General features: G+C 57.7%; 20 protein-coding genes. 7 read left to right on the top strand and 13 right to left on the bottom strand.

What is annotated here, in order from left to right; translation table 11 throughout:
* Positions 1-214: 214 nt before the first annotated feature.
* Both exbD and exbB read right to left on the bottom strand, forming a co-directional pair.
* On the bottom strand, positions 215-637 hold the full coding sequence (gene exbD / locus FJW00_RS16175) for a TonB system transport protein ExbD (RefSeq protein ID WP_009087249.1): 423 nt from the start codon (positions 635-637) through the stop codon (positions 215-217).
* Between the two features lie 6 nt (positions 638-643).
* The gene (exbB, locus tag FJW00_RS16170) at positions 644-1366 is read right to left on the bottom strand and encodes a tol-pal system-associated acyl-CoA thioesterase (protein ID WP_009087251.1); all 723 of its coding nucleotides are present in this window, start codon (positions 1364-1366) and stop codon (positions 644-646) included.
* Positions 1367-1627: 261 nt separating this feature from the next.
* Here exbB and metC point away from each other — a divergent pair, with 261 nt between their 5' ends.
* Together metC and FJW00_RS16160 are read left to right on the top strand one after the other, a co-directional pair.
* Positions 1628-2818, top strand: coding sequence for a cystathionine beta-lyase (gene metC, locus FJW00_RS16165; protein WP_009087253.1), 1191 nt, complete (start codon positions 1628-1630; stop codon positions 2816-2818).
* Between the two features lie 171 nt (positions 2819-2989).
* On the top strand, positions 2990-3652 hold the full coding sequence (locus tag FJW00_RS16160; RefSeq protein WP_009087255.1) for a DedA family protein: 663 nt from the start codon (positions 2990-2992) through the stop codon (positions 3650-3652).
* A 32-nt stretch (positions 3653-3684) separates the two neighbouring features.
* Here FJW00_RS16160 and FJW00_RS16155 read toward each other — a convergent pair whose 3' ends face one another.
* A complete protein-coding gene (locus FJW00_RS16155) occupies positions 3685-4593 on the bottom strand; it encodes an AraC family transcriptional regulator (RefSeq protein WP_009087257.1) in 909 nt (302 codons plus the stop codon).
* 203 nt (positions 4594-4796) lie between these two features.
* Between FJW00_RS16155 and dkgA the strand changes: the two genes are divergently transcribed.
* The gene (gene dkgA / locus FJW00_RS16150; RefSeq protein ID WP_009087259.1) at positions 4797-5621 is read left to right on the top strand and encodes a 2,5-didehydrogluconate reductase DkgA; all 825 of its coding nucleotides are present in this window, start codon (positions 4797-4799) and stop codon (positions 5619-5621) included.
* 80 nt (positions 5622-5701) lie between these two features.
* On the opposite strand, the gene ftsP is transcribed toward dkgA, so the two are convergent.
* From ftsP to FJW00_RS16130, 4 genes are all read right to left on the bottom strand, one after another.
* Positions 5702-7132: a cell division protein FtsP gene (gene ftsP, locus FJW00_RS16145; RefSeq protein WP_009087261.1), complete on the bottom strand. Its 1431-nt coding sequence runs from the start codon at positions 7130-7132 to the stop codon at positions 5702-5704.
* 146 nt (positions 7133-7278) lie between these two features.
* Positions 7279-8016: a 1-acylglycerol-3-phosphate O-acyltransferase gene (locus FJW00_RS16140; RefSeq protein ID WP_140924931.1), complete on the bottom strand. Its 738-nt coding sequence runs from the start codon at positions 8014-8016 to the stop codon at positions 7279-7281.
* 45 nt (positions 8017-8061) lie between these two features.
* Positions 8062-10335 (bottom strand): DNA topoisomerase IV subunit A, encoded by a 2274-nt coding sequence (gene parC, locus FJW00_RS16135; protein ID WP_140924928.1) that lies wholly within the window; start codon positions 10333-10335, stop codon positions 8062-8064.
* Between the two features lie 193 nt (positions 10336-10528).
* Positions 10529-11293 (bottom strand): transporter substrate-binding domain-containing protein, encoded by a 765-nt coding sequence (locus FJW00_RS16130; RefSeq protein ID WP_140924926.1) that lies wholly within the window; start codon positions 11291-11293, stop codon positions 10529-10531.
* Between the two features lie 156 nt (positions 11294-11449).
* On the opposite strand from FJW00_RS16130, the gene FJW00_RS16125 reads away from it, so the two are divergent.
* Positions 11450-12031 carry an NAD(P)H-dependent oxidoreductase gene (locus tag FJW00_RS16125; RefSeq protein ID WP_009087272.1) on the top strand — a complete coding sequence of 194 codons (582 nt, stop codon included), beginning with the start codon at positions 11450-11452 and terminating at the stop codon, positions 12029-12031.
* Positions 12032-12079: 48 nt separating this feature from the next.
* Positions 12080-12388 carry a putative quinol monooxygenase gene (locus tag FJW00_RS16120; protein ID WP_009087274.1) on the top strand — a complete coding sequence of 103 codons (309 nt, stop codon included), beginning with the start codon at positions 12080-12082 and terminating at the stop codon, positions 12386-12388.
* 297 nt (positions 12389-12685) lie between these two features.
* Here FJW00_RS16120 and FJW00_RS16115 read toward each other — a convergent pair whose 3' ends face one another.
* The 6 genes from FJW00_RS16115 to nudF form a co-directional block, all read right to left on the bottom strand.
* Entirely contained in the window at positions 12686-13585 is a 900-nt protein-coding gene (locus FJW00_RS16115) for a LysR substrate-binding domain-containing protein (protein ID WP_140029536.1), read from the bottom strand.
* A 97-nt stretch (positions 13586-13682) separates the two neighbouring features.
* Positions 13683-15578, bottom strand: coding sequence for a DNA topoisomerase IV subunit B (gene parE, locus FJW00_RS16110; protein ID WP_009087278.1), 1896 nt, complete (start codon positions 15576-15578; stop codon positions 13683-13685).
* 48 nt (positions 15579-15626) lie between these two features.
* Entirely contained in the window at positions 15627-16208 is a 582-nt protein-coding gene (gene yqiA / locus FJW00_RS16105; protein WP_009087280.1) for an esterase YqiA, read from the bottom strand.
* Between the two features lie 3 nt (positions 16209-16211).
* The gene (gene cpdA, locus FJW00_RS16100) at positions 16212-17039 is read right to left on the bottom strand and encodes a 3',5'-cyclic-AMP phosphodiesterase (protein WP_009087282.1); all 828 of its coding nucleotides are present in this window, start codon (positions 17037-17039) and stop codon (positions 16212-16214) included.
* Between the two features lie 42 nt (positions 17040-17081).
* Complete coding sequence (locus FJW00_RS16095; RefSeq protein WP_009087284.1) at positions 17082-17507, bottom strand: DUF1249 family protein; 426 nt, start codon at positions 17505-17507, stop codon at positions 17082-17084.
* Positions 17504-18139 carry an ADP-ribose diphosphatase gene (gene nudF / locus FJW00_RS16090; protein WP_009087285.1) on the bottom strand — a complete coding sequence of 212 codons (636 nt, stop codon included), beginning with the start codon at positions 18137-18139 and terminating at the stop codon, positions 17504-17506. The genes FJW00_RS16095 and nudF overlap by 4 nt, the downstream gene beginning before the upstream one ends.
* Before the next feature lie 211 nt (positions 18140-18350).
* Here nudF and tolC point away from each other — a divergent pair, with 211 nt between their 5' ends.
* Together tolC and FJW00_RS16080 are read left to right on the top strand one after the other, a co-directional pair.
* Positions 18351-19820, top strand: coding sequence for an outer membrane channel protein TolC (gene tolC, locus FJW00_RS16085; protein WP_058956432.1), 1470 nt, complete (start codon positions 18351-18353; stop codon positions 19818-19820).
* A gap of 144 nt (positions 19821-19964) precedes the next feature.
* Positions 19965-20636, top strand: coding sequence for a DUF1190 family protein (locus FJW00_RS16080; protein ID WP_009087289.1), 672 nt, complete (start codon positions 19965-19967; stop codon positions 20634-20636).

Raw genomic sequence — 20636 nt, 5'->3', positions numbered from 1 at the left:
GCCGTTTTAGCCTGCCTGCCGCGAGAATAATGTGACCTGGCTCACCATTGCACTTTACAATTCTATGTACATAAGTAACAACAAATTAACAATACGGACCAGCCAGCATAAGTGATCGGTGTCACGGCGGATCGGCCAGATATCATCTGGTCAGCAGAGGGCCATAAAAAAAGGCGACTGTCTCAGTCGCCTCTTTATCGTGCCGGATAACCCGCTATTTCTTCACGGTTTCCATACCCATCAGACCAATTTTCAGGTAGCCCGCCGTGCGCAGCTTATCCATCACGCTCATCAGCGTTTCATAATCGACCGACTTGTCCGCCTGGAAGAAAATGGTGGTCTCTTTGTTGCCCTGGGTCTGGCTGGTCAGCACATTCACCAGTGAGTCCGGCGTCACCGCGTCGTTACCGACGTAAAGCTGCTTATCCGCTTTGATCGACAGGTAAACCGGTTTTTCCGGACGCGGCTGCGGCGCGCTGGTAGAGGCGGGCAGATTGACGCGCACGTCGACCGTTGCCAGTGGCGCGGCCACCATAAAGATGATCAGCAGCACCAGCATGACGTCGATAAACGGCGTCACGTTAATCTCATGCATTTCACCATCGGTTTGCAGATCGTCGTTTAATCGCATTGCCATAAGAACTTACCCTAAGCGCAGTTTCTGAGCCGCTGCAGGACGCGGAACCTCAGTGGCCACGGTGCCCAGGTCGATGTCACGACTTTGCAGCAGCATCACCTGCGCAGCGACATCACCCAGCGAGGCTTTGTAGTTGGCGATCATGCGGGCAAAGACGTTGTAGATCACCACCGCCGGGATCGCCGCGACCAGGCCAATCGCGGTCGCCAGCAGCGCTTCGGCGATACCCGGTGCCACCACCGCCAGATTGGTGGTCTGGGTTTTGGCGATACCGATAAAGCTGTTCATGATGCCCCAGACGGTGCCGAACAGACCGATAAAGGGTGCGACAGAGCCGATGGTCGCGAGGAAGCCATTTCCGCGTCCGGCGTGGCGGCTGAACGCAGCAACGCGGCGCTCCAGGCGGAAGCTGGTGCGATCTTTAATGCCGTTGGTATCTTCCACACCCGCCGACAGCGTCAGTTCATTCTGCGCATCGTTCAGCAGTACGACGCTGTGACTGTGATCGGTAAACGACTGGGCAATGCGGGCGGCGTCATTCAGACTGCGCGCTTCGCCCAGCGCCAGCTGCTCGCGCTTCAGGCGGCGCTTCGCGGCACTGAGTTCGGCATATTTGCCAAAGAATATCGCCCAGGTCACTACGGAGGCCAACAACAGGCCAATCATGACCACCTTTACCACGATATCGGCATGCTGATACATGCCCCAAACGGAGAGGTCCGTTTGCATCAAATCACTGGCTACCACGCTGCTTCTCCAACTTCATATACAGGGATGCGGGACAAGCGCGAATAATAGCAAAATAATGGCGAATTGATAGTAGTTCTCATTACTATTTACAAACTCTGACCGCCCGCTTTGCCGTGAACCGCGCGGCTTTCAACCTGCTTTTTATCCTGCTCTCTGTTCTGATAATCGCCATTGAGTCTCAACCCTGCTGGCCGTTTCGTGGTAACGTGAGAGCTTAGTCAGAAGCGGCAAGGGCGACTCATGACCACCAGAAAAATTGATACCACGCTCGTCAGTGCAGGACGCAGCAAGCGTTATACCCAGGGTTCGGTGAACAGCGTGATTCAGCGCGCTTCCTCGCTGGTTTTTGATACGGTCGCGGAGAAAAAACGCGCGACCGCAGGACGGGCAAAAGGTGAACTCTTTTATGGCCGTCGTGGCACCCTGACGCACTTCGCGCTGCAGGATGCGATGACGGAGCTGGAAGGCGGCGCGGGCTGCGTGCTCTACCCCTGCGGTGCGGCAGCGGTGGCGAATGCGATCCTGGCCTTCGTCGAAGCGGGCGATCATCTCCTGATGAGCGGCGCGGTCTATGAACCGACGCAGGATTTCTGCACCAGAATTCTGGCGAAGATGAATGTCTCGACCAGCTGGTTCGATCACAGCATCGGCAGCGAAATCGGTGCGCTGGTCCAGCCCAACACCCGCGTCGTGTTTCTGGAGTCCCCCGCCTCAATTACCATGGAAGTGCAGGATATTCCGGCGATTGTGGCGGCGGTGCGCGCCATCGCGCCAGAGGCGATCATCATGCTTGATAACACCTGGGCAGCCGGTATCCTGTTTGATGCGCTGGCGCACGGCGTCGATATCTCAATTCAGGCTGGGACCAAATATCTGATTGGACACAGTGATGCGATGATCGGCACGGCGGTCGCCAATGCGCGCTGCATCGATCAGCTGCGCGAAAACTCCTATCTGATGGGCCAGATGGTCGATGCCGATACCGCCTATATGGCGAGCCGCGGCCTGCGCACTCTGGGCACCCGTCTGCGTCAGCATGAAGAGAGCGCCCTGCAGGTCGCGGAGTGGCTGGCAGCACGGCCCGAGGTGGCCCGCGTTAACCATCCTGCGCTGGCGCAGAGCAAAGGCCATACGTTCTGGCAGCGCGACTTTAACGGCAGCAGCGGCCTCTTCTCATTCATTCTGCAGGAAAAATTGAGCGCCCCGCAGCTGGCGGAATATCTCGATCACTTCCATCATTTCAGCATGGCTTACTCCTGGGGCGGCTATGAATCGCTGATCCTGGCCAATCAGCCTGAAGAACTGGCCGCGATTCGTCCGGCGGGCGGTGTGGATTTCACCGGTACGCTGGTCAGGCTGCACATCGGTCTGGAGCATGTGGATGACCTGATCGCCGATCTGGAGGCCGGTTTTGCGCGTCTGACGCGCTGAGCAAAGAAAAAAGTAAACAGAAGATAAACCGGGTCGCGGCTGACCAGTGAGTTTGCCGGGCTATGACGGATTTGTTGTTAACATTTATCCCGTATCGTTCAGCGTGTCAGTGCAGTCACTGCGCGCGCGGAATGCAGACGAATAGTTCCTTGTGACGTGATGGAATCGCTAATGGGTGTTTTACACGAGATTGTCCAGGCGCTCTGGCATCAGGATTTTGCCGCGCTGGCAAATCCGGATGTGGTATGGGTGGTATATGGCGTGATGTTTCTGACGCTGTTTCTGGAAAATGGTCTGTTACCTGCCTCCTTCCTGCCGGGCGACAGCCTGCTGTTACTGGCGGGTGCGATGGTGGCCAAAGGGGTCATGGATTTTGTCCCCACGATGGTGATCCTCACGACCGCCGCCAGCCTCGGCTGCTGGCTGAGTTATCTGCAGGGGCGCTGGCTGGGCAATACCCGTCTGGTGAAGAGCTGGCTGATGCATCTGCCCGCGCAGTATCATCAGCGTGCCTGGAATATGTTTAACCGTCACGGCCTGATGGCGCTGCTGGTCGGCCGCTTTCTCGCGTTTATCCGCACCATTCTGCCCACCATGGCGGGAATTGCGGGCCTGCAGAACAGTCGCTTCCAGCTCTTTAACTGGCTCAGCGGCGTGCTGTGGGTCGGCATTGTGGTCGCCTTTGGCTATGGCATCAGCCAGGTGCCGTTTATCAAGCGTCATGAAGATCAGGTGATGGCGATCCTGATGGTGCTGCCGATGGTGTTGCTGGTGGTCGGCCTGTTTGGCAGCATTCTGGTGATCTGGAAAAAGCGTCGGCAGAAACAGGCCTGATCGCAGCACGCGGTGCCGGGATCTGCCACCTTTCAGGCGGACGGATCCGCGACCGTCTGCCTGACCCGACTCACCTCTTCTCCCGGCGTTACGCCAAAGTAGCGCTTAAACTCCCGCGAAAACTGTGAAGGGCTTTCATAGCCAACCCGCACCGCCGCCGCGCTCGCTTTCAGCCCATCGTGCAACATCAGCAGCCGCGCCTGATGCAGACGATAGCGCTTGAGATACTGCAACGGCGACGTCTGGGTGACCGCTTTAAAGTTATGGTGAAAAGCGGAAACGCTCATGTTCACTTCTGCCGCCAGTGCATCGACACTGAGGTTATCCGCATAGTGATTCTCAATCCGGCGCAGCGCACGCGCGATCTGGCTGAACTGGGTCTGCCGGCTCACCAGTGAGAGCAGCGCGCCGCCAATCGGGCCGGTCAGCACGTAATAGATAATCTCCCGCACAATGTGTGGTCCCAGCACCCGCGCTTCGCGCGGCTGAGTCATCACATCAAGCAGGCGTTCTGCGGCACAGAGCATCGGCTCCGTCAGCCACGCCGAGTGGATACCGGAGGTCAGCGGCTGCGGCTGAAACTGATCGTCATCGCCGATTTCGATCAGCAGATCCTGCAGGCTGGCGGTGTCCACATTGAGACACAGTCCGGCAATCGGGGTTTCCGGCGACGCCCAGGTTTCGCACTCCGCCGGCAGCGGCACGGTGAGCATCAGATATTTGCTGGCGTCATACTGAAAGACGGTGCTGCCAAGGTAGCCGGTTTTGCTGCCCTGAAACAAAATGACAATGCCGGGCTGATACATCATCGGCGTCCGGGGACGATACTGATTTGCGTAGATCAGCGACACATTTTCGACCTGACAGAGCCGGTCGCGACCCTGCGTCATTAAGTTAACTACCTGCTGTGCCAGCCGGTGACACAGTGCATCGTGCGCCATAGCGACTCCTTTACGGGTAAAAATCCAGTGTGCCGCGCGGATGTGCAAATCACCAGCGGGCTGGAGAATCAGGCAAGAATTTTACCGAATCAGGCAGGGCTTCAGAACGCGGGCGGAGCGCTTCACTGAGCAGGCTGAAAATTGTTGGCTAGACTTAAGCACAGTGAAATCTCACGGGTTAACCGCAACGGAAAGGAGCAACTATGGCAGACCAGCCCATTATTAAACTGCGCGATGGCAATATGATGCCGCAACTGGGACTCGGCGTGTGGCAGGCCAGCATTGAAGATGCACGTCATGCGGTGCTGAAAGCGCTGGAAGTCGGCTATCGCTCAATCGACACCGCCGCGGCCTACAAAAATGAAGAGGCGATTGGTCAGGCACTGCAGGAAACCGATGTGCCGCGTGAAGAGATTTTTGTCACCACCAAACTGTGGAATGACGATCAGCAGAACGTTCAGCAGGCGATGGAAACCAGCCTGCAGAAACTGCAGCTGGAGCAGGTCGATCTCTATCTGATGCACTGGCCCTGCCCGGAAAAAGATCACTATGTGGATGCCTGGAAGAAGATGATTGAGCTGCAGCAGCAGGGACTGACGAAAAGTATCGGCGTCTGCAACTTCCATGAAGCGCATCTGAAGCGACTGATGGATGAAACCGGTGTTACCCCGGTGGTCAATCAGATTGAGCTGCACCCGATGCTGCAGCAGCGCACCCTTCACGCCTGGAACGCGATGCACCAGATTCAGACCGAATCCTGGAGCCCGCTGGCGCAGGGCGGCAAAGGGGTGTTCGATCAGGAGATCATCAAGTCGCTGGCGAAGAAGTATGGCAAGACCCCGGCCCAGATCGTCATCCGCTGGCATCTGGACAGTGGCCTGGTGGTGATCCCGAAATCTGTAACCCCAGCCCGTATCGAAGAGAACTTTAAGGTGTTCGACTTCCGTCTGGATAAGCATGAAGTGAGTGATATTGCGAAGCTGGACAGCGGCAATCGTCTGGGACCGGACCCGGAAACCTTTAACTAAGCCCGGTAACGCACTGACCGCTCTGCGGCTGCAGAGCAGAAAGCGTAGGTCAGGCGGGTCTCTCCGCCTGACCCTGTGCATTATGCAGAAGGCTGTACCACCAGCTGACCGGCCGTGCCACGATCGGCCAGTTCCAGCGTCTGGCTGTAATAGACGAACGGGAAATGGTCTGACGAACTCTGCGGGAAGCTGACCATCAGTTCCACACTGCCATCGACCCACACCGTATCTTTCCAGCCACGATCTTCGCCCATCGGCTGTGCGCCATTAACACTTTTAATCAGGAACATGACGCCCTGAATATGCAGCGCCTGTGGCCGGTCGGCGTGCAGGATCCAGCGCTCAAAGGTGCCCTGCTGCGCGGTGGTATCAATCCGGTTCATATCCCAGAGCGCGCCGTTGATGCCCGGCATCGTGTCGCCGATACGGAATTCGCGGGTGCGAACCGACGCCCCATCCAGAATCTGATCGGCCAGCAGCCGCATCGGCAGGTTATCGGTCACCAGCGGCAGTAAACCGGTGGGCCGCAGGGTCAGGATCAGGGTAGAGGTCAGAATCGATGAGGGCTCGAAGAAGCCACGCAGCCGATCCATGATGCCCGCCGCCGTTCCCGCCGTAATCGACACTTCATCGCCCTGCGACATGTCTATCAGCACCTCCCGGCGTTCACCGGGTGCCAGCGAGAGACGCTGCACCGCCACCGGGGCAGAGAGAAAACCCTGATCGCTGGCAATAACCATAAACGGACGATTATCGCTGAGCACCATCTCATAGCGTCGCGCATTTGAGGCGTTCAGCAGACGCAGACGCACCCAGCCGCGTGACACCTCGACGTACGGATTGCGGACGCCATTCACCAGCAGCGTATCGCCCAGGAAGCCGCCATCCTGCGGCGGGTCATAGACCGGCGTGGCAAAGTTATCGAGCCGCTTGTCCTGAATAATAATCGGGAAGTCATCCACGCCGTAGTGCTTTGGCAACGGCAGTTGCTTGCTGACATCATCCTCCACCAGCCACATGCCCGCCAGTCCATTGTAGATATGCGGAGCCATGCGGTTTGGCGTGTTGGCGTGATACCAGCAGGTCGAGGCGGCCTGACGAATCGGCAGAACCGGTGCCCAGTCAACCCCGGCCGACATCATGCGCGGCGCGCCGCCCATCAGGGCGCCTGGCAGCTGCAGGCCGCTGACGGTCATGGAGACCGGTTCATTCAGCCGGTTGCTGTAGATCAGCTTAACGTCATCGCCGCTGTAAACCCGGACGGTCGGCCCCAGGTAGAGACCATTGATGCCCCAGACCGGTACTTTGTTGTTGTCGCCATTAAAGGACCAGTGGCTGCGCTGCATCGTCAGGAACAGCGGCTGGCCGCGACGGGACTCCAGCAACGGCGGAACCGGAAGCGGTGTGTCGCCACTGGCAGAAGACGCGGCACGGGCCGCATGAGGGATGATACCGGCGCTAAGCGCCACTCCGGCAGAAAGCTGGATGAACTGACGTCTGCTGAAAGACATAAAACTTCTGACCCTTTACGCGTGGCGCTAACGCGCCGACCCTGTTTTTATTGCTCTGTTTTTGCTGTGCTGCGTTCACGACGGCGGGCAGTCACTGCCACGCCGTGTGGCATCCATGCAGGATAGTTCGGCGAACGGCTCGCCGGTCAGATTTTTCCGTTTTTTTCGCGCTCGGCCACTTCGGCGTTCAGCTCTTCCAGCTTCGCGGCCATCAGTTCGCGACAGTGGGTAGCCAGCTTACGCACCGAAACCGATTCAAACGCCTTTACGTCAACCGGTGGCAGCATCTCAACGATGACCAGGCCATTTTTCAGGCGGTTAAGGTTGATCTTGTCATGGGTGTTGGAGACCACAATCGGAATGATCGGCACGCCCGCCGCGACAGCAGCGTGGAATGCCCCGGTTTTAAACGGCAGCAGGCCACGGCCCCGACTGCGCGTGCCTTCCGGGAACATCCAGATGGAGATGCGCTTGCGGTTGAACTGATCCACCAGCTCACCGATGGTGCCGCGCGCTTTAGCACGGTCGTCACGGTCAATCAGCAGGTTGCCGGTCAGCCAGTAGAGCGGGCCAAAAAACGGCACCCACAACAGGCTCTTCTTACCGACCGTGACCGTCGAAGGCTGCACAATTTTGGCGGCGGTGACCATGTCGTAGTTGTTCTGGTGGTTCGCGATGTAGATCGCATTCCCGTAGTTTTCCGCCCCTGCCGGTTTACGCAGTTCGACTTTCAGGCCAAACACCGTCGATAAGCGGCCAAACAGATGGCCAAAGGTGGCGACGTGACGCGGATCGCGCGGTGAAAAAAGACACCAGACAGAGCCAAACACACAGATCAAAATCGAATAGATGATGACAATAATGGTACGCAGAATCAGTAGCATAGTTCCCTCATTGAGCCACGGCTGACGCGGGGTCAGCCGGGTTGTTTACGCTTCGCTATCCGGGCTCGCCGGACGCGCAGGCGCATCCAGTTCAACACGATCAATTTTTTGCAGGCCGCGCGGTAACAGCGTGCCGCGACGTCCGCGATCGGCGCGGAATTTCTGAAGCTCTTCACTGCGCAACAACATTTTACGCTTGCCGACGTGCAGCGTAATCGCGCTGCCCGGTGGCAGGATCATCAGCCAGGCCAGTTTGTCCTGACCGGCGGCCGCTTCCGCGGAAGGAATGGAGATGATTTTGTTGCCCTTGCCTTTCGACATCTGCGGCAGCTCTCCGACCGGGAACATCAGCATCCGTCCCGCCTGCGTGATCGCCAGCAGCATGTCATCTTCATGATGCACGGCCATTGGCGTCATCACGCGGGCATTGTCCGGAAGCGTCAGCAGCGCTTTACCGGCGCGGTTGCGCGACACCAGGTCGCTGAAGGTGCAGATAAAGCCGTAACCCGCATCCGAGGCCATCAGCAGACGCTGGTCATCAGCTTCCATCAGCACCTGTTCAACCACGGCGCCCGGCGGCGGCGTCAGCTTGCCGGTCAGCGGCTCGCCCTGTCCGCGTGCAGAAGGCAGCGACGTCGGGTCCAGGGTGTAGCTGCGACCGGTGGAGTCGATAAAGGCCACCGGCTGATTGCTCTTGCCGCGTGCGGCAGCCAGATAGCTGTCACCCGCTTTGTAGCTCAGGCCCGCCGGATCGATATCGTGCCCTTTGGCACTGCGTACCCAGCCCATCTGCGACAGCACAATGGTGACCGGCTCAGACGGCACCAGCTCGGTTTCACTCAGGGCTTTGGCTTCTTCACGCTCATGCAGCGGCGAACGGCGCTCATCGCCGTAGCTGGCGCTGTCAGCCTGCAGCTCTTTCTTCAGCAGGGTGTTCATCTTGCGCTCAGAGGCCAGCGTGGCCTGCAGCTGATCGCGCTCTTTTTCCAGATCCGCCTGCTCGCCACGGATCTTCATCTCTTCCAGTTTTGCCAGGTGGCGTAACTTCAGTTCGAGAATCGATTCGGCCTGGGTTTCACTGATGCCAAAACGCGACATCAGCACCGGCTTCGGCTCATCCTCCGTCCGGATGATTTCAATCACCTCATCGATGTTGAGGAACGCCACCAGCAACCCTTCGAGAATATGCAGGCGACGCAGCACGCGATCCAGACGGTAGTTAAGACGGCGTTTTACCGTTTCGCGACGGAACACCAGCCATTCGGTCAGGATCTCATGCAGGTTTTTCACCGCCGGACGGTTATCCAGCCCGATCATGTTGAGGTTAACGCGGTAGCTTTTTTCCAGATCGGTGGTGGCGAACAGATGGTTCATGACCTGATCGAGATCGACGCGGTTAGATCGCGGCACGATCACCAGCCGGGTCGGGTTCTCATGATCCGACTCATCACGCAGATCCTCGACCATCGGCAGCTTTTTATTGCGCATCTGGCTGGCGATCTGCTCCAGCACGCGCGCGCCTGAAACCTGATGTGGCAGCGCGGTGATAACCACCTCGCCTTCTTCTTTTTTCCAGACCGCGCGCTGGCGGATGGAGCCCCGCCCGGACTGATAGATTTTGCGGATTTCGTCACGCGGCGTGATGATCTCCGCCTCGGTCGGATAATCAGGCCCCTGAACAATATCGAGCAGCTGTTCCAGCGTGGTTTTTGGCGAGTCGATCAGGGCAATCGCCGCCTGCGCCACTTCACGCAGGTTGTGCGGCGGGATGTCGGTCGCCATACCGACTGCAATACCGGTGGTGCCGTTGAGCAGAATGTTCGGCAGGCGCGCCGGCAGCATCTTCGGCTCCTGCAGCGTACCGTCGAAGTTCGGCTGATAATCGACCGTCCCCTGCCCCAGCTCGCTCAGCAGCACTTCAGCATATTTTGACAGGCGCGATTCGGTGTAACGCATCGCGGCAAACGACTTGGGATCGTCCGGCGCCCCCCAGTTTCCCTGGCCATCAACCAGCGGATAGCGGTAGGAGAAAGGCTGCGCCATCAGCACCATCGCTTCGTAGCAGGCGCTGTCGCCGTGCGGATGGTATTTACCCAGCACGTCACCGACAGTACGCGCCGATTTTTTAAATTTTGCGCTGGCGTTCAGTCCCAGTTCGGACATGGCGTAGACAATACGGCGCTGGACCGGCTTTAACCCGTCGCCAATATAAGGCAGGGCGCGGTCCATGATGACGTACATCGAATAGTTTAAGTACGCGTTCTCGGTAAACGTATGCAGGGCAAGACGCTCTGCACCATCCTGAGTCAGTTCACTCATTAATTTCTCATCCTCACATCGTGGCCCACAACGGCGGGACACCCGGCGGTGGTTTGGCGAGGATAGTACCTTATTCGCTGGTGTTAGTCACAGGGGAAGCGCGGGTCTGCGCGCCGTGCACCCGCGCGATTTCAGCCGCCCGAGGCGTGTCAGTCAGCGACCGGCACGCCTCGCGTCGTCAGGCAGGAGCAGGTCAGCGCGCGGTCCCCATCCACTGGCGGGCAATATCACGGTATTCCCCGGTCGCGGTGCTGAGGTGCAGCCACTGATCGACATAGAGCTTCCAGCTGATGTCATCACGCGGAATCATGTACGCCTTCTCACCATACTGCAGCGGCTTGTCAGCATTCAGGGCACAGAGCGTCGGATAGTGCTGCTGCTGATAGCGCGCTTCGGAGGCGTCAGTGATCATGACATCCGCCTTGTTGTCCACCAGCTGCTGAAAGATGGTGACGTTATCGTGGAACAGCGTCAGTGATGCGCTGGGCAGATGGCTGTGAACAAAGGCTTCGTTGGTGCCGCCTGCCGGTTCAATCAGGCGCACATCGGGACGGTTGAGCTGCTCAATCGTCTGAAAGCGCGCTTTATCGGCGCAGCGCACCAGCGGGATTTTGCCATCGACATCCAGTGGCTGGGCGAACCAGGCAGTCTGCTGGCGTTTCAGGGTGACCGAAATGCCCCCGACGGCGATATCACACTGCTTCGCCAGAAAGTCGGGCATCAGGGTTTTCCAGGTGGTCGGCACCCACTGCACCTTAGCGTTCAGCGAGGTCGCCAGCGCGTCAGCCATCGTGATATCCAGGCCCTCATACTGACCATCGGGACGCAGGAAGCTGTAAGGCTTGTAGTCGCCGGTGGTACAGACTTTCAGGACTTTAGAACTGAGGATAGTGTCGAGATGAGATTGAGCCTGGACAGCACCGCTGGCCAGCAGCAAAGCGAAGACGATTTTTTTCATTGGTGTTTTTTTCATGATGAGTTTGCCCACTCATCGTGCCATAGACGGGCCGATTATTGCTGTCATAGCAAAAGTCTTGTGATCAACGTCCCATTTTTCTGCGGCCGCAGCGCGCGTAAGCTGAGCCCCATATTCAGACAATGAGGTAAACAGTTGATGAGCAAAATTTTAATTATCGATGGCGGCAAAACCTTTGCCCACTCTAAAGGCGAACTGAACCACACCCTGACCGATGTGGCGGCCAGTCAGCTGCGTGACATGGGACATGAGGTTTCTGTCACCGTCGCGGACAGCGACTACGTGGTAGCGGATGAAGTACAGAAGTACGTTGAGAGCGATGTGGTGATTTATCAGATGCCGGGCTGGTGGATGGGTGAGCCCTGGACCGTGAAGCGTTACATCGACGAAGTCTTCACCGAAGGCCACGGCTCGCTCTACGCCAGCGATGGTCGTACCCGCTCCGATGCTGCGAAAAAGTATGGTTCCGGCGGCCTGCTGCAGGGCAAAAAATATATGCTGTCACTGACCTGGAACGCGCCGCTGCAGGCCTTTACCGATCCGGAGCAGTTCTTTGAAGGCGTCGGCGTGGATGGTCTCTATCTGCACTTCCACAAAGCGAATCAGTTCCTGGGAATGGAGGCGCTGCCGACCTTTATCTGCAACGACGTGATTAAAGCCCCGGACGTGCCACGCGACATCGCCGCTTATCGGAACCATCTTAGCCAGGTTTTTGCCTAAGATAGAGGGTGGAGACTTACACTTTTCCCACGAAAGAGGAATTCGCGAATGTTAACTGTCGTAGCAGAAATTTGTGTCAAACCCGGACGCCGTCAGGCCGTGCTTGATGCCGTGAACAAGCTGATCCCGCAGGTGCTGGCAGAAGATGGCTGCCATCAGTATGACGCGCTGCTGGATCATCAGGCTCAGGTGCCGTGGAAGCAGAACTCCCCCGACTCTATTTTCATGCTGGAACAGTGGGAAACGCTGCGCCATCTGGAGCAGCATCAGCAGATGCCGCACATGGATGCCCATCGCGCGCTGATCAAAGATGACGTGGTGGATGTGAAGATTCTGGTGCTGGAACCCAGCGCCTGATTGTTGCTGAAGCTTTAATCCCTGTGGTGTAACCGGGGTTAAGGCTGGTGATAAAACCCGGCCAGATTCGCTTTGCGATCGAGCCGGCACAGGGAACAGGGTCAGATCGGAAAAACGCAAAAACGTCATCCATGACTGCTCGGCCCGCGCCGTCCATGGCGCGGGACGTTTTCCTCTTCTGACCCTGTTCCCTGCGCGCTGAGCTAATACATTGCGGCCAGACGTGCCCGAATGCGGGTTTAGAACTCATCAGAACCCCTGTCCCGCGACAGGGGTTTTTTATTTCTGACAAACGGCTCAGAGCAGCTGTCGACGATCGATCTCGCTGCGGAGAAAATCCAGGAAGCAGCCAATGCGCGAAGAGAGCGTGGTGTTTCGGTAGTAGACCGCATGTACCGGCAGTCGCAGCTCGCGGGTTTCCGCTGTCAGCACCGGCACCAGTCGCCCGGCGGCGCAATCTTCCCGACTGACAAAGTCGGAAAGGCGCGCAATCCCCTGTCCTGCCAGCGCCAGCTGCCGGATGGTCTCTCCGCTGGAAGCCGCGATCGTCGGCTTAACCCGCATAAACTCCCCTTCCGCCTGCCAGATCGGCCAGAGGTTATGGATCTCAGGATGACTGAAGCCAATGGTCTGATGCTGCGCCAGATCGGCAACGCTTTGCGGTGTGCCCGCCTTCGCCAGATAAGCCGGACTTGCCATCAGCCGGATCGCGCTGCTACCCAGCATCCGGGCGCGCAGCGTGGAGTCGCGCAGTTCACCAATGCGAATGGCCACGTCGGTCTGCTGCTCCAGCAGATCGATCAGGATATCGTCGGTATTCAGCTCAAGCTGGATCAGCGGATAGCGGGCGCGGAAATCCTCCACCAGCGGCACGATCACATGCAGCATAAAGGGCGTCGCTGCGTTGACCCGCAGCCGTCCTGACGGCATTTCACGCCGCAGGGCAATCTGCTCTTCAGCCTGTTCAACCGAGGCCAGAATCTGGCGCGCATGCTCCAGAAAGACCTGCCCCTCTTCGGTGAGTGCCAGCCGTCGGGTGGTGCGATGCAGCAGCGTGGTCTGCAGTTTACTCTCCAGCCGCGACAGTGCCCGACTGATACCGGAACTGGTCTGCGCCAGCTGAGAGGCCGCCGCCGTAATCGAGCCGCTGTCCACCACCGCCACCCAGGCGCGTAGCTCTTCCAGGGTAATTTTCACAAGGGTTACTGTCTCTGCTGAGTGGACTGGCTTTCCGGCCACCGTTCACGGGTGATGCGTCGGGCATAAAAGAACAGGACGCTTTCGCGTCCTGCTTTTACACTTCGATGTCGGCCATATCGCCTTTTTCCTGCAACCAGTTGCGCCGGTCTTCGGAACGTTTTTTCGCCAGCAGCATATCCATCATGCGCAGGGTCTGATCCGCATCCTCGTCGCTGATGGTCAGCTGCACCAGACGGCGGGTATTGGGATCGAGCGTGGTTTCACGCAGCTGCAGCGGGTTCATCTCACCCAGCCCTTTAAAGCGCTGTACGTTAGGTTTACCCTTTTTGCGTTTCAGCTGCTCCAGCACGCCCTCTTTCTCATCTTCGTCCAGCGCGTAGTAGACCTCTTTGCCGAGGTCGATACGGTAAAGCGGCGGCATGGCGACGTAGACGTGCCCGCCTTTAACCAGGGAACGGAAATGCTTCACGAACAGCGCACAGAGCAGCGTGGCGATGTGCAGCCCATCCGAGTCCGCATCTGCCAGGATGCAGATCTTGCCGTAACGCAGCTGAGAAAGATCTTCGCTGTCGGGATCGATACCGATCGCCACCGAAATATCATGCACTTCCTGCGACGCCAGCACCTCATCGGAAGAGACTTCCCAGGTGTTCAGGATCTTGCCTTTCAGCGGCATGATCGCCTGATATTCACGATCGCGGGCCTGCTTGGCCGATCCGCCTGCCGAGTCCCCTTCGACCAGGAACAGTTCTGTCTTATTCAGATCCTGGGCGGTGCAGTCCGCCAGCTTGCCTGGCAGCGCCGGCCCGCTGGTGAGTTTCTTACGCACCACCTTTTTGGCGGCCCGCATACGCCGCTGGGCGCTGGAGATCGCCAGTTCAGCCAGCAGTTCTGCCGTCTGGATGTTCTGGTTCAGCCACAGGCTGAAGGCATCCTTCACCACGCCCGACACAAAGGCGGCACACTGACGTGATGACAGGCGCTCTTTGGTCTGACCGGCAAACTGTGGATCCTGCATCTTCACCGACAGCACATAGGCACAGCGATCCCAGATATCTTCCGCAGAGAGCTTCACGCCACGCGGCAGGATATTGCGGTATTCGCAGAACTCACGCATCGCATCCAGCAGCCCCTGACGCAGACCGTTAACATGGGTTCCGCCCTGCATGGTCGGGATCAGGTTGACGTAGCTCTCCGTTAACAGCTCACCGCCTTCCGGCAGCCATAACAGTGCCCAGTCCACCGCCTCCACATCACCGGCAAAACTGCCGACAAACGGTTTTTCAGGCAGCGTAGGCAGGCCGTTCACGGCTTCACACAGATAGTCGGTCAGGCCATCTTCATAGCACCAGCGCTGTTCGGTGTTGTTGAGCTTGTCTTTAAAGATTATCTCAACGCCCGGACAGAGCACCGCTTTGGCTTTCAGCAGATGTGAAAGGCGCGAAACCGAGAAACGCGGGCTGTCGAAGAAGCTCTCATCGGGCCAGAAGTGGACGCGCGTACCGGTGTTGCGTTTTGCCACCGTGCCGGTCACGGTCAGATCCTGAACTTTGTCGCCATTCTCAAACGCCATGTCATAGATCTCGCCATTACGGCGCACCGTGACTTCGACGCGTTTAGAGAGGGCGTTAACGACCGAGATCCCGACGCCGTGCAGGCCGCCCGAAAACTGGTAGTTCTTGTTGGAAAACTTGCCGCCCGCATGCAGGCGGCAGAGGATCAGCTCGACGGCTGGCACGCCCTCTTCCGGGTGAATATCCACCGGCATGCCGCGCCCGTCATCAATGACTTCCAGCGACTGATCGGCGTGCAGAATCACTTCAACCCGCTTCGCGTGGCCGCCCAGCGCCTCATCGACGCTGTTATCAATCACTTCCTGACCCAAATGGTTGGGCCGCGTCGTATCGGTGTACATCCCCGGGCGACGGCGAACAGGCTCAAGGCCAGTCAGGACCTCAATGGCATCCGCGTTATAATTTGATTGACTCATCGTAAATGTCTGTCAGATGGGTGAAATGGGGTGCGATTTCCGCGTTACTCAGGTGTGATTCAGACCAAGAAAGTCCAGAATCTGCGGGAAATGGCGCTCGAATCCAGTAAATGCATGATTTCCGCCCTCTTCTACCGTGTGGCGACACGCGCTGTAGTAGTCGAGCGCCTGACGGTAATCGAGAACTTCATCGCCGGTTTGTTGCAGCAGCCAGAGTAAATCGGGCGCTTCCAGCGGTTCGATCTGCATCACTTTCAGATCGTAAATGTGGCGTGACTCTAACACATATTGCTGGCCGGTGTAGGGATTCTGATTGTCGCCGAGGAAATCGGCCAGCAGCTCAAAGGGGCGTACCGCAGGGTTGACGACAACCGCCGGCAGCATAAAGCATTGTGACAGCCAGGTGGCGTAATAGCCCCCCAGCGACGAGCCGACCAGCCCCAGGGTTTCACCGCTGTGGCTCAGGACCAGCTCTTCCAGCAGGGCGGCAGCGTCCGCCGGAAAGGTTGGCAGCTGCGGCACAATCATCTTAATCGACGGATGATGCGTCTCTAACCATTGCCGGAACTGCGTCGCCTTCGCCGACTGCGGCGAGCTGTTAAAACCGTGCAGATAGAGCAGTGCCGCCACGCGTCAGTATCCTTCTGAGTCTAAATCGGGACGAAAAGCGTCGGTGTCGAGCCGGTTAACCTCGGTCTCTACGCCGCCATCCGGATGCAGGGTAAACCAGCGCCAGCCTGGCGCGACGGTATCAATCGCAAAGCTGGTGCAGTGGGGTTTGAACTGCACGCAGGTCGATGGCGTCGCCAGCACCCGGCGGCCATGCCACAGCAGATCCAGCTCCTGATGAATATGACCACACACCAGCGTCCGGGCCAGCGGATAGCGCTGTAGCACCGCGTCAAGCTGATGGGAATTGCGCAGGCTATGCTGGTCGAGCCAGGTGCAGCCTGAGGCCAGCGGATGGTGATGCAACAGGACCAGCGTGTGTCGTTGTGGAAAGCGGGCCAGCGCATTATCGAGCCACTCCAGCTGGTAGTCGCTCAGCATGCCGTGCGGCACACCGGGCACCTGGCTGTCGAGCAGAACGATCTGCCACTGATCGCCCAGCAGCACCTGCTTGTGGGCATTGATATGGGCGGCTGCCAGCGTATCGACCATCGCGGGCTGGAAATCGTGATTTCCCGGCAGCCAGACGCAGGGGCGGGGCAAACGTGAGATACCCTCAGCAAAATGCTGATAGGCCTCCACTGAGTGGTCCTGAGCCAGATCGCCGGTGGCAATGATCAGGTCGTAGTCGCGCTGCTGCGCAGTAATTGCCTCCACGACCGCTTCATAGCTCGACCAGGTATTCACCCCAAGTAGCGACTCATGTTTTCCAGCGAACAGGTGGGTGTCCGTGATTTGTAAAATCCTGATTTCGGAACCGTTCGCCACAGGAAGAGTTAGCAGGCTATCCAAAGCGTTTCCTTCGTCTCCACGCCATTTACTGCATTATACGCATCAGCAGACCGGAACTGCCATTGCGCCATGTGCCAGGCAGTAGCGCAGCCAGTCTGCGAGAAACTGGTTTATCTGATGTTTTTCATCGCGCTGATGCAATTTTTTATTAGGATAATCATAGCGCGCTTTAAAGCGATAGATCTGTTGAGTTGAACACACTTCAGCGACCATCGCATCGTGATAGAGCCGTACCGACATCGAAGGCAGGCTCCAGTAACTCACGGCAGGCGCGACCTGGCGAATCTCCACCAGCGTGGTGTAGCGGGTCGACTCCTGGATGGTCAGCTGATAACGGGCGCCACTCACCTGATAGATCACCGATGCACCCGCCTCATCGCTGCGCGGCAGCAGGCGGCGTAACTGGGCGAAATTGGTTTCGCAGAGCCGCATCATTTCGGGGAAATCAGGGGTATAGCGCTGTTTCATTTTTGTATCCACTCTTCACGTAGTTTTTCATGGTGCAACGCCAGCCATTGCAGGGCGATGACAGACGCCGCATTATCGATAATCCCCTCTTCCACCCAGCGATAAGCCTGTTCGCGGCTCACCACATGGACAAGAATATCCTCATTCTCTTCCTCCAGACCATGGCATCCCTCTGCCAGGCTGGCATCCACTTCCCCAATCAGCACCGACAGTCGTTCGCTGGTGCCGCCAGGGCTGGCCAGATAGCTCAGCATAGGCTTAATCCGGCCGACCTCTAATCCTGCTTCTTCCACGGCTTCACGACGCACGACCTGCTCAACAGACTCCCCCGGCTCGATAATGCCGGCGACCATCTCCAGCAGCCAGGGCGAGGCACTGCTGTCATAAGCCGGGATGCGGATCTGTTCAATCAGCACCACTTCATCACGTAAGGGATCATAAGGTAGCAGCACGGCGGCATGTCCGCGCTCAAAAACTTCGCGCTGCACTTCGCCGCTCATTTCGCCATTAAACTGGCGGTGGCGGAAGCGGTAACGTACAACGGAAAAAAAACCATCATAGACGGTTTCGCGTGTAATAATTTCTACATCGTTTTTTGTGAAAGTCACGGGGGATTTTTTTTCTTCCGGCATCATCAGGTTCCTTATGCAGATTGGGTGGAGCGAAAAAAGCCTCTGACCGTGCTCCATGTAGGGTGTTCTTTCTGAATTATTTACGTAAATTAGAGGGAGAAGGCACGTTCAGCCAACTTATCTCACAGTTGCCCTCTGCTAGAATCGGCGATAATTTTTGGCTTACCCGGCAGCGCACGCACTGCAATTTGCTGCAACAAAAGGAATGCAAATGAAAAAACTGCTCCCATTTTTTATTGGGCTGAGCCTGGGCGGTTTCAGCTTTACCGGCCAGGCCGAAGATCTGCTGCAGGTTTACCAGCAGGCACGTCTGAGCAACCCGGATCTGCGCAGCGCCGCAGCCGATCGCGATTCTGCTTTTGAGAAAATTAACGAAGCGCGTAGCCCATTATTACCACAGCTCGGCCTGGGTGCAGATTACACCTACAACAGCGGTTATCGCGATAACAGCGGACTCCATTCCAACACGACCAGTGGCTCGCTGCAATTAACCCAGACCATTTTCGATATGTCGAAATGGCGCGCGCTGACCCTGCAGGAAAAAGCGGCCGGTATTCAGGATGTGACCTATCAGGTTGCACAGCAGGATCTGATTCTGAACACCGCCACCGCCTACTTCAACGTGCTGAAAGCGATTGATACGCTTTCTTACACCGAAGCGCAGAAACAGTCCATCTATCGTGAGCTGGACCAGACGACTCAGCGCTTTAACGTCGGCCTGGTGGCCATCACTGACGTTCAGAACGCCCGCGCGCAGTATGACAGCGTGCTGGCTAACGAAGTGACCGCGCGAAACAATCTGGATAACAACGTAGAGACGCTGCGTCAGATCACCGGCATGGACTACCTGTCGCTGGCGTCGCTGAACATCGACCGTTTCAGAACCGATAAGCCGGAAGCGGTCAGCGCGCTGCTCAAGCAGGCCGAGAGTCGTAACCTGTCGCTGCTGTCTGCACGTCTGAACCAGGATCTGGCCCGTGAGCAGATCCGCTCCGCGGAAACCGGTCATATGCCGACGCTGGATCTGACCGCCTCTACCGGCATGTCGAACAGCAAATATGGCGGCAGCCGTGCTAACCAGAGCGCAGGCTCTACCGACTCCATCACCGGTTCAAACCAGGTGGGTCTGAGCTTCTCTCTGCCGCTTTACAGCGGCGGCGGCGTGACCTCTCAGGTGAAACAGGCGCAGTACGGTTTCGTCAGCGCCAGCGAACAGCTGGAAAGCGCTCACCGCACTGCGGTGCAGACCGTGCGCTCATCGTTCAACAACGTGAACGCCTCGATCAGCAGCATCAACGCCTATAAACAGGCCGTTGTCTCTGCGCAGAGTTCACTGGATGCGTCAGAAGCCGGTTATCAGGTGGGTACACGTACTATCGTCGACGTGCTGGATGCGACCACCGTACTCTACAATGCCAAGCAGCAGCTTTCTGATGCGCGCTACAGCTACCTGATTAACCAGCTGAACATCAGCTATGCGCTGGGCACGCTCAACGAGCAGAGCCTGCAGAAACTGAACAGCCAGCTGGGTAAAGAGATCCCGACCTCTCCGGAAACCGTGGCACCGGAAAACGCGCAGCAGACCGCGCGCGTGGACAACGGTCCGGTCGCGACGGGTTCAGCAGAGGCTGCACGTCCTGCCGCTGCCCGCCAGAAAAGCGGTAACCCTTTCGGTAACTAATCAGCACTGACGGGCTGCTTTGCGGCCCGTCTCTCTGTTGAACGTATAACTAAGTAAAGATCCCTGCGGCATCAGGCCTTCAGCTTCAATTTTACCCCCCCATCCCCTATTCTATGCGCTACCTTTGGGCACAGGATAATCATAATGAAACGCACAAAATCTATTCGCTATGCCGCTTTTCGTAAGAGCTGGCAGGCGCGCCATTTAACGCCTGTTGCTATCGCGGTTTCAGCGGTATTTATGCTGGCAGGCTGCGAGCAGAACGATGAAACGGTTTCGATGTATCAGAACGCCGATGACTGTTCTAAAGCCAATCCGGGTCAGAGTGCGCAATGTACCACCGCCTTCAATGAAGCCAAAAAAGAGGCGGAGCGCACCGCGCCAAAATATGCCACACGTGAAGATTGTGTCGCTGAATTTGGTGAAAACCAGTGTCAGCAGACCCCGGCTCAGGCGGGCGCCGGCACCACCAATGCTGAAGCCCAGCAGAGTGGCGGCAGTTTCTGGATGCCGCTGATGGCCGGTTACATGATGGGTCGCATGATGGGCGGTGGCGCAGGCTTCGCACAGCAGCCACTCTTCTCGTCGAAAAACCCGCGCAGTCCGGCAAACGGCCAGTTTGTCGATGCCTCCGGCCGTAATTATGGTGCCGCGACCTCCGGCAAAACCATGAACGTGCCGAAAACGGCGCTGGCTCCTAAACCGGCGACGACCTCGACCATTACCCGTGGTGGCTTCGGTGAAACCGTGGCGAAGCAGAACAGCATGCAGCGCAGCAGCGCCAGCGGTACTTCCAGCCGCTCAATGGGAGGCTAA

Origin of the sequence: Pantoea anthophila (assembly GCF_006494375.1) — a bacterium.
Classification (GTDB): domain Bacteria; phylum Pseudomonadota; class Gammaproteobacteria; order Enterobacterales; family Enterobacteriaceae; genus Pantoea; species Pantoea anthophila.
Note: the sequence above shows the minus strand (reverse complement) of the source record. Positions and strands in the feature narration are given on the sequence as shown.

Excerpts from the sequence above, each read along its gene's own strand:
- exbD (WP_009087249.1), bottom strand. The coding sequence starts at position 637 with ATGGCAATGCGATTAAACGACGATCTGCAAACCGATGGTGAAATGCAT.
- exbB (WP_009087251.1), bottom strand. The coding sequence starts at position 1,366 with ATGCAAACGGACCTCTCCGTTTGGGGCATGTATCAGCATGCCGATATC.
- metC (WP_009087253.1), top strand. The coding sequence starts at position 1,628 with ATGACCACCAGAAAAATTGATACCACGCTCGTCAGTGCAGGACGCAGC.
- FJW00_RS16160 (WP_009087255.1), top strand. The coding sequence starts at position 2,990 with ATGGGTGTTTTACACGAGATTGTCCAGGCGCTCTGGCATCAGGATTTT.
- FJW00_RS16155 (WP_009087257.1), bottom strand. The coding sequence starts at position 4,593 with ATGGCGCACGATGCACTGTGTCACCGGCTGGCACAGCAGGTAGTTAAC.
- dkgA (WP_009087259.1), top strand. The coding sequence starts at position 4,797 with ATGGCAGACCAGCCCATTATTAAACTGCGCGATGGCAATATGATGCCG.
- ftsP (WP_009087261.1), bottom strand. The coding sequence starts at position 7,132 with ATGTCTTTCAGCAGACGTCAGTTCATCCAGCTTTCTGCCGGAGTGGCG.
- FJW00_RS16140 (WP_140924931.1), bottom strand. The coding sequence starts at position 8,016 with ATGCTACTGATTCTGCGTACCATTATTGTCATCATCTATTCGATTTTG.
- parC (WP_140924928.1), bottom strand. The coding sequence starts at position 10,335 with ATGAGTGAACTGACTCAGGATGGTGCAGAGCGTCTTGCCCTGCATACG.
- FJW00_RS16130 (WP_140924926.1), bottom strand. The coding sequence starts at position 11,293 with ATGAAAAAAATCGTCTTCGCTTTGCTGCTGGCCAGCGGTGCTGTCCAG.
- FJW00_RS16125 (WP_009087272.1), top strand. The coding sequence starts at position 11,450 with ATGAGCAAAATTTTAATTATCGATGGCGGCAAAACCTTTGCCCACTCT.
- FJW00_RS16120 (WP_009087274.1), top strand. The coding sequence starts at position 12,080 with ATGTTAACTGTCGTAGCAGAAATTTGTGTCAAACCCGGACGCCGTCAG.
- parE (WP_009087278.1), bottom strand. The coding sequence starts at position 15,578 with ATGAGTCAATCAAATTATAACGCGGATGCCATTGAGGTCCTGACTGGC.
- FJW00_RS16095 (WP_009087284.1), bottom strand. The coding sequence starts at position 17,507 with ATGAAACAGCGCTATACCCCTGATTTCCCCGAAATGATGCGGCTCTGC.
- nudF (WP_009087285.1), bottom strand. The coding sequence starts at position 18,139 with ATGCCGGAAGAAAAAAAATCCCCCGTGACTTTCACAAAAAACGATGTA.
- tolC (WP_058956432.1), top strand. The coding sequence starts at position 18,351 with ATGAAAAAACTGCTCCCATTTTTTATTGGGCTGAGCCTGGGCGGTTTC.
- FJW00_RS16080 (WP_009087289.1), top strand. The coding sequence starts at position 19,965 with ATGAAACGCACAAAATCTATTCGCTATGCCGCTTTTCGTAAGAGCTGG.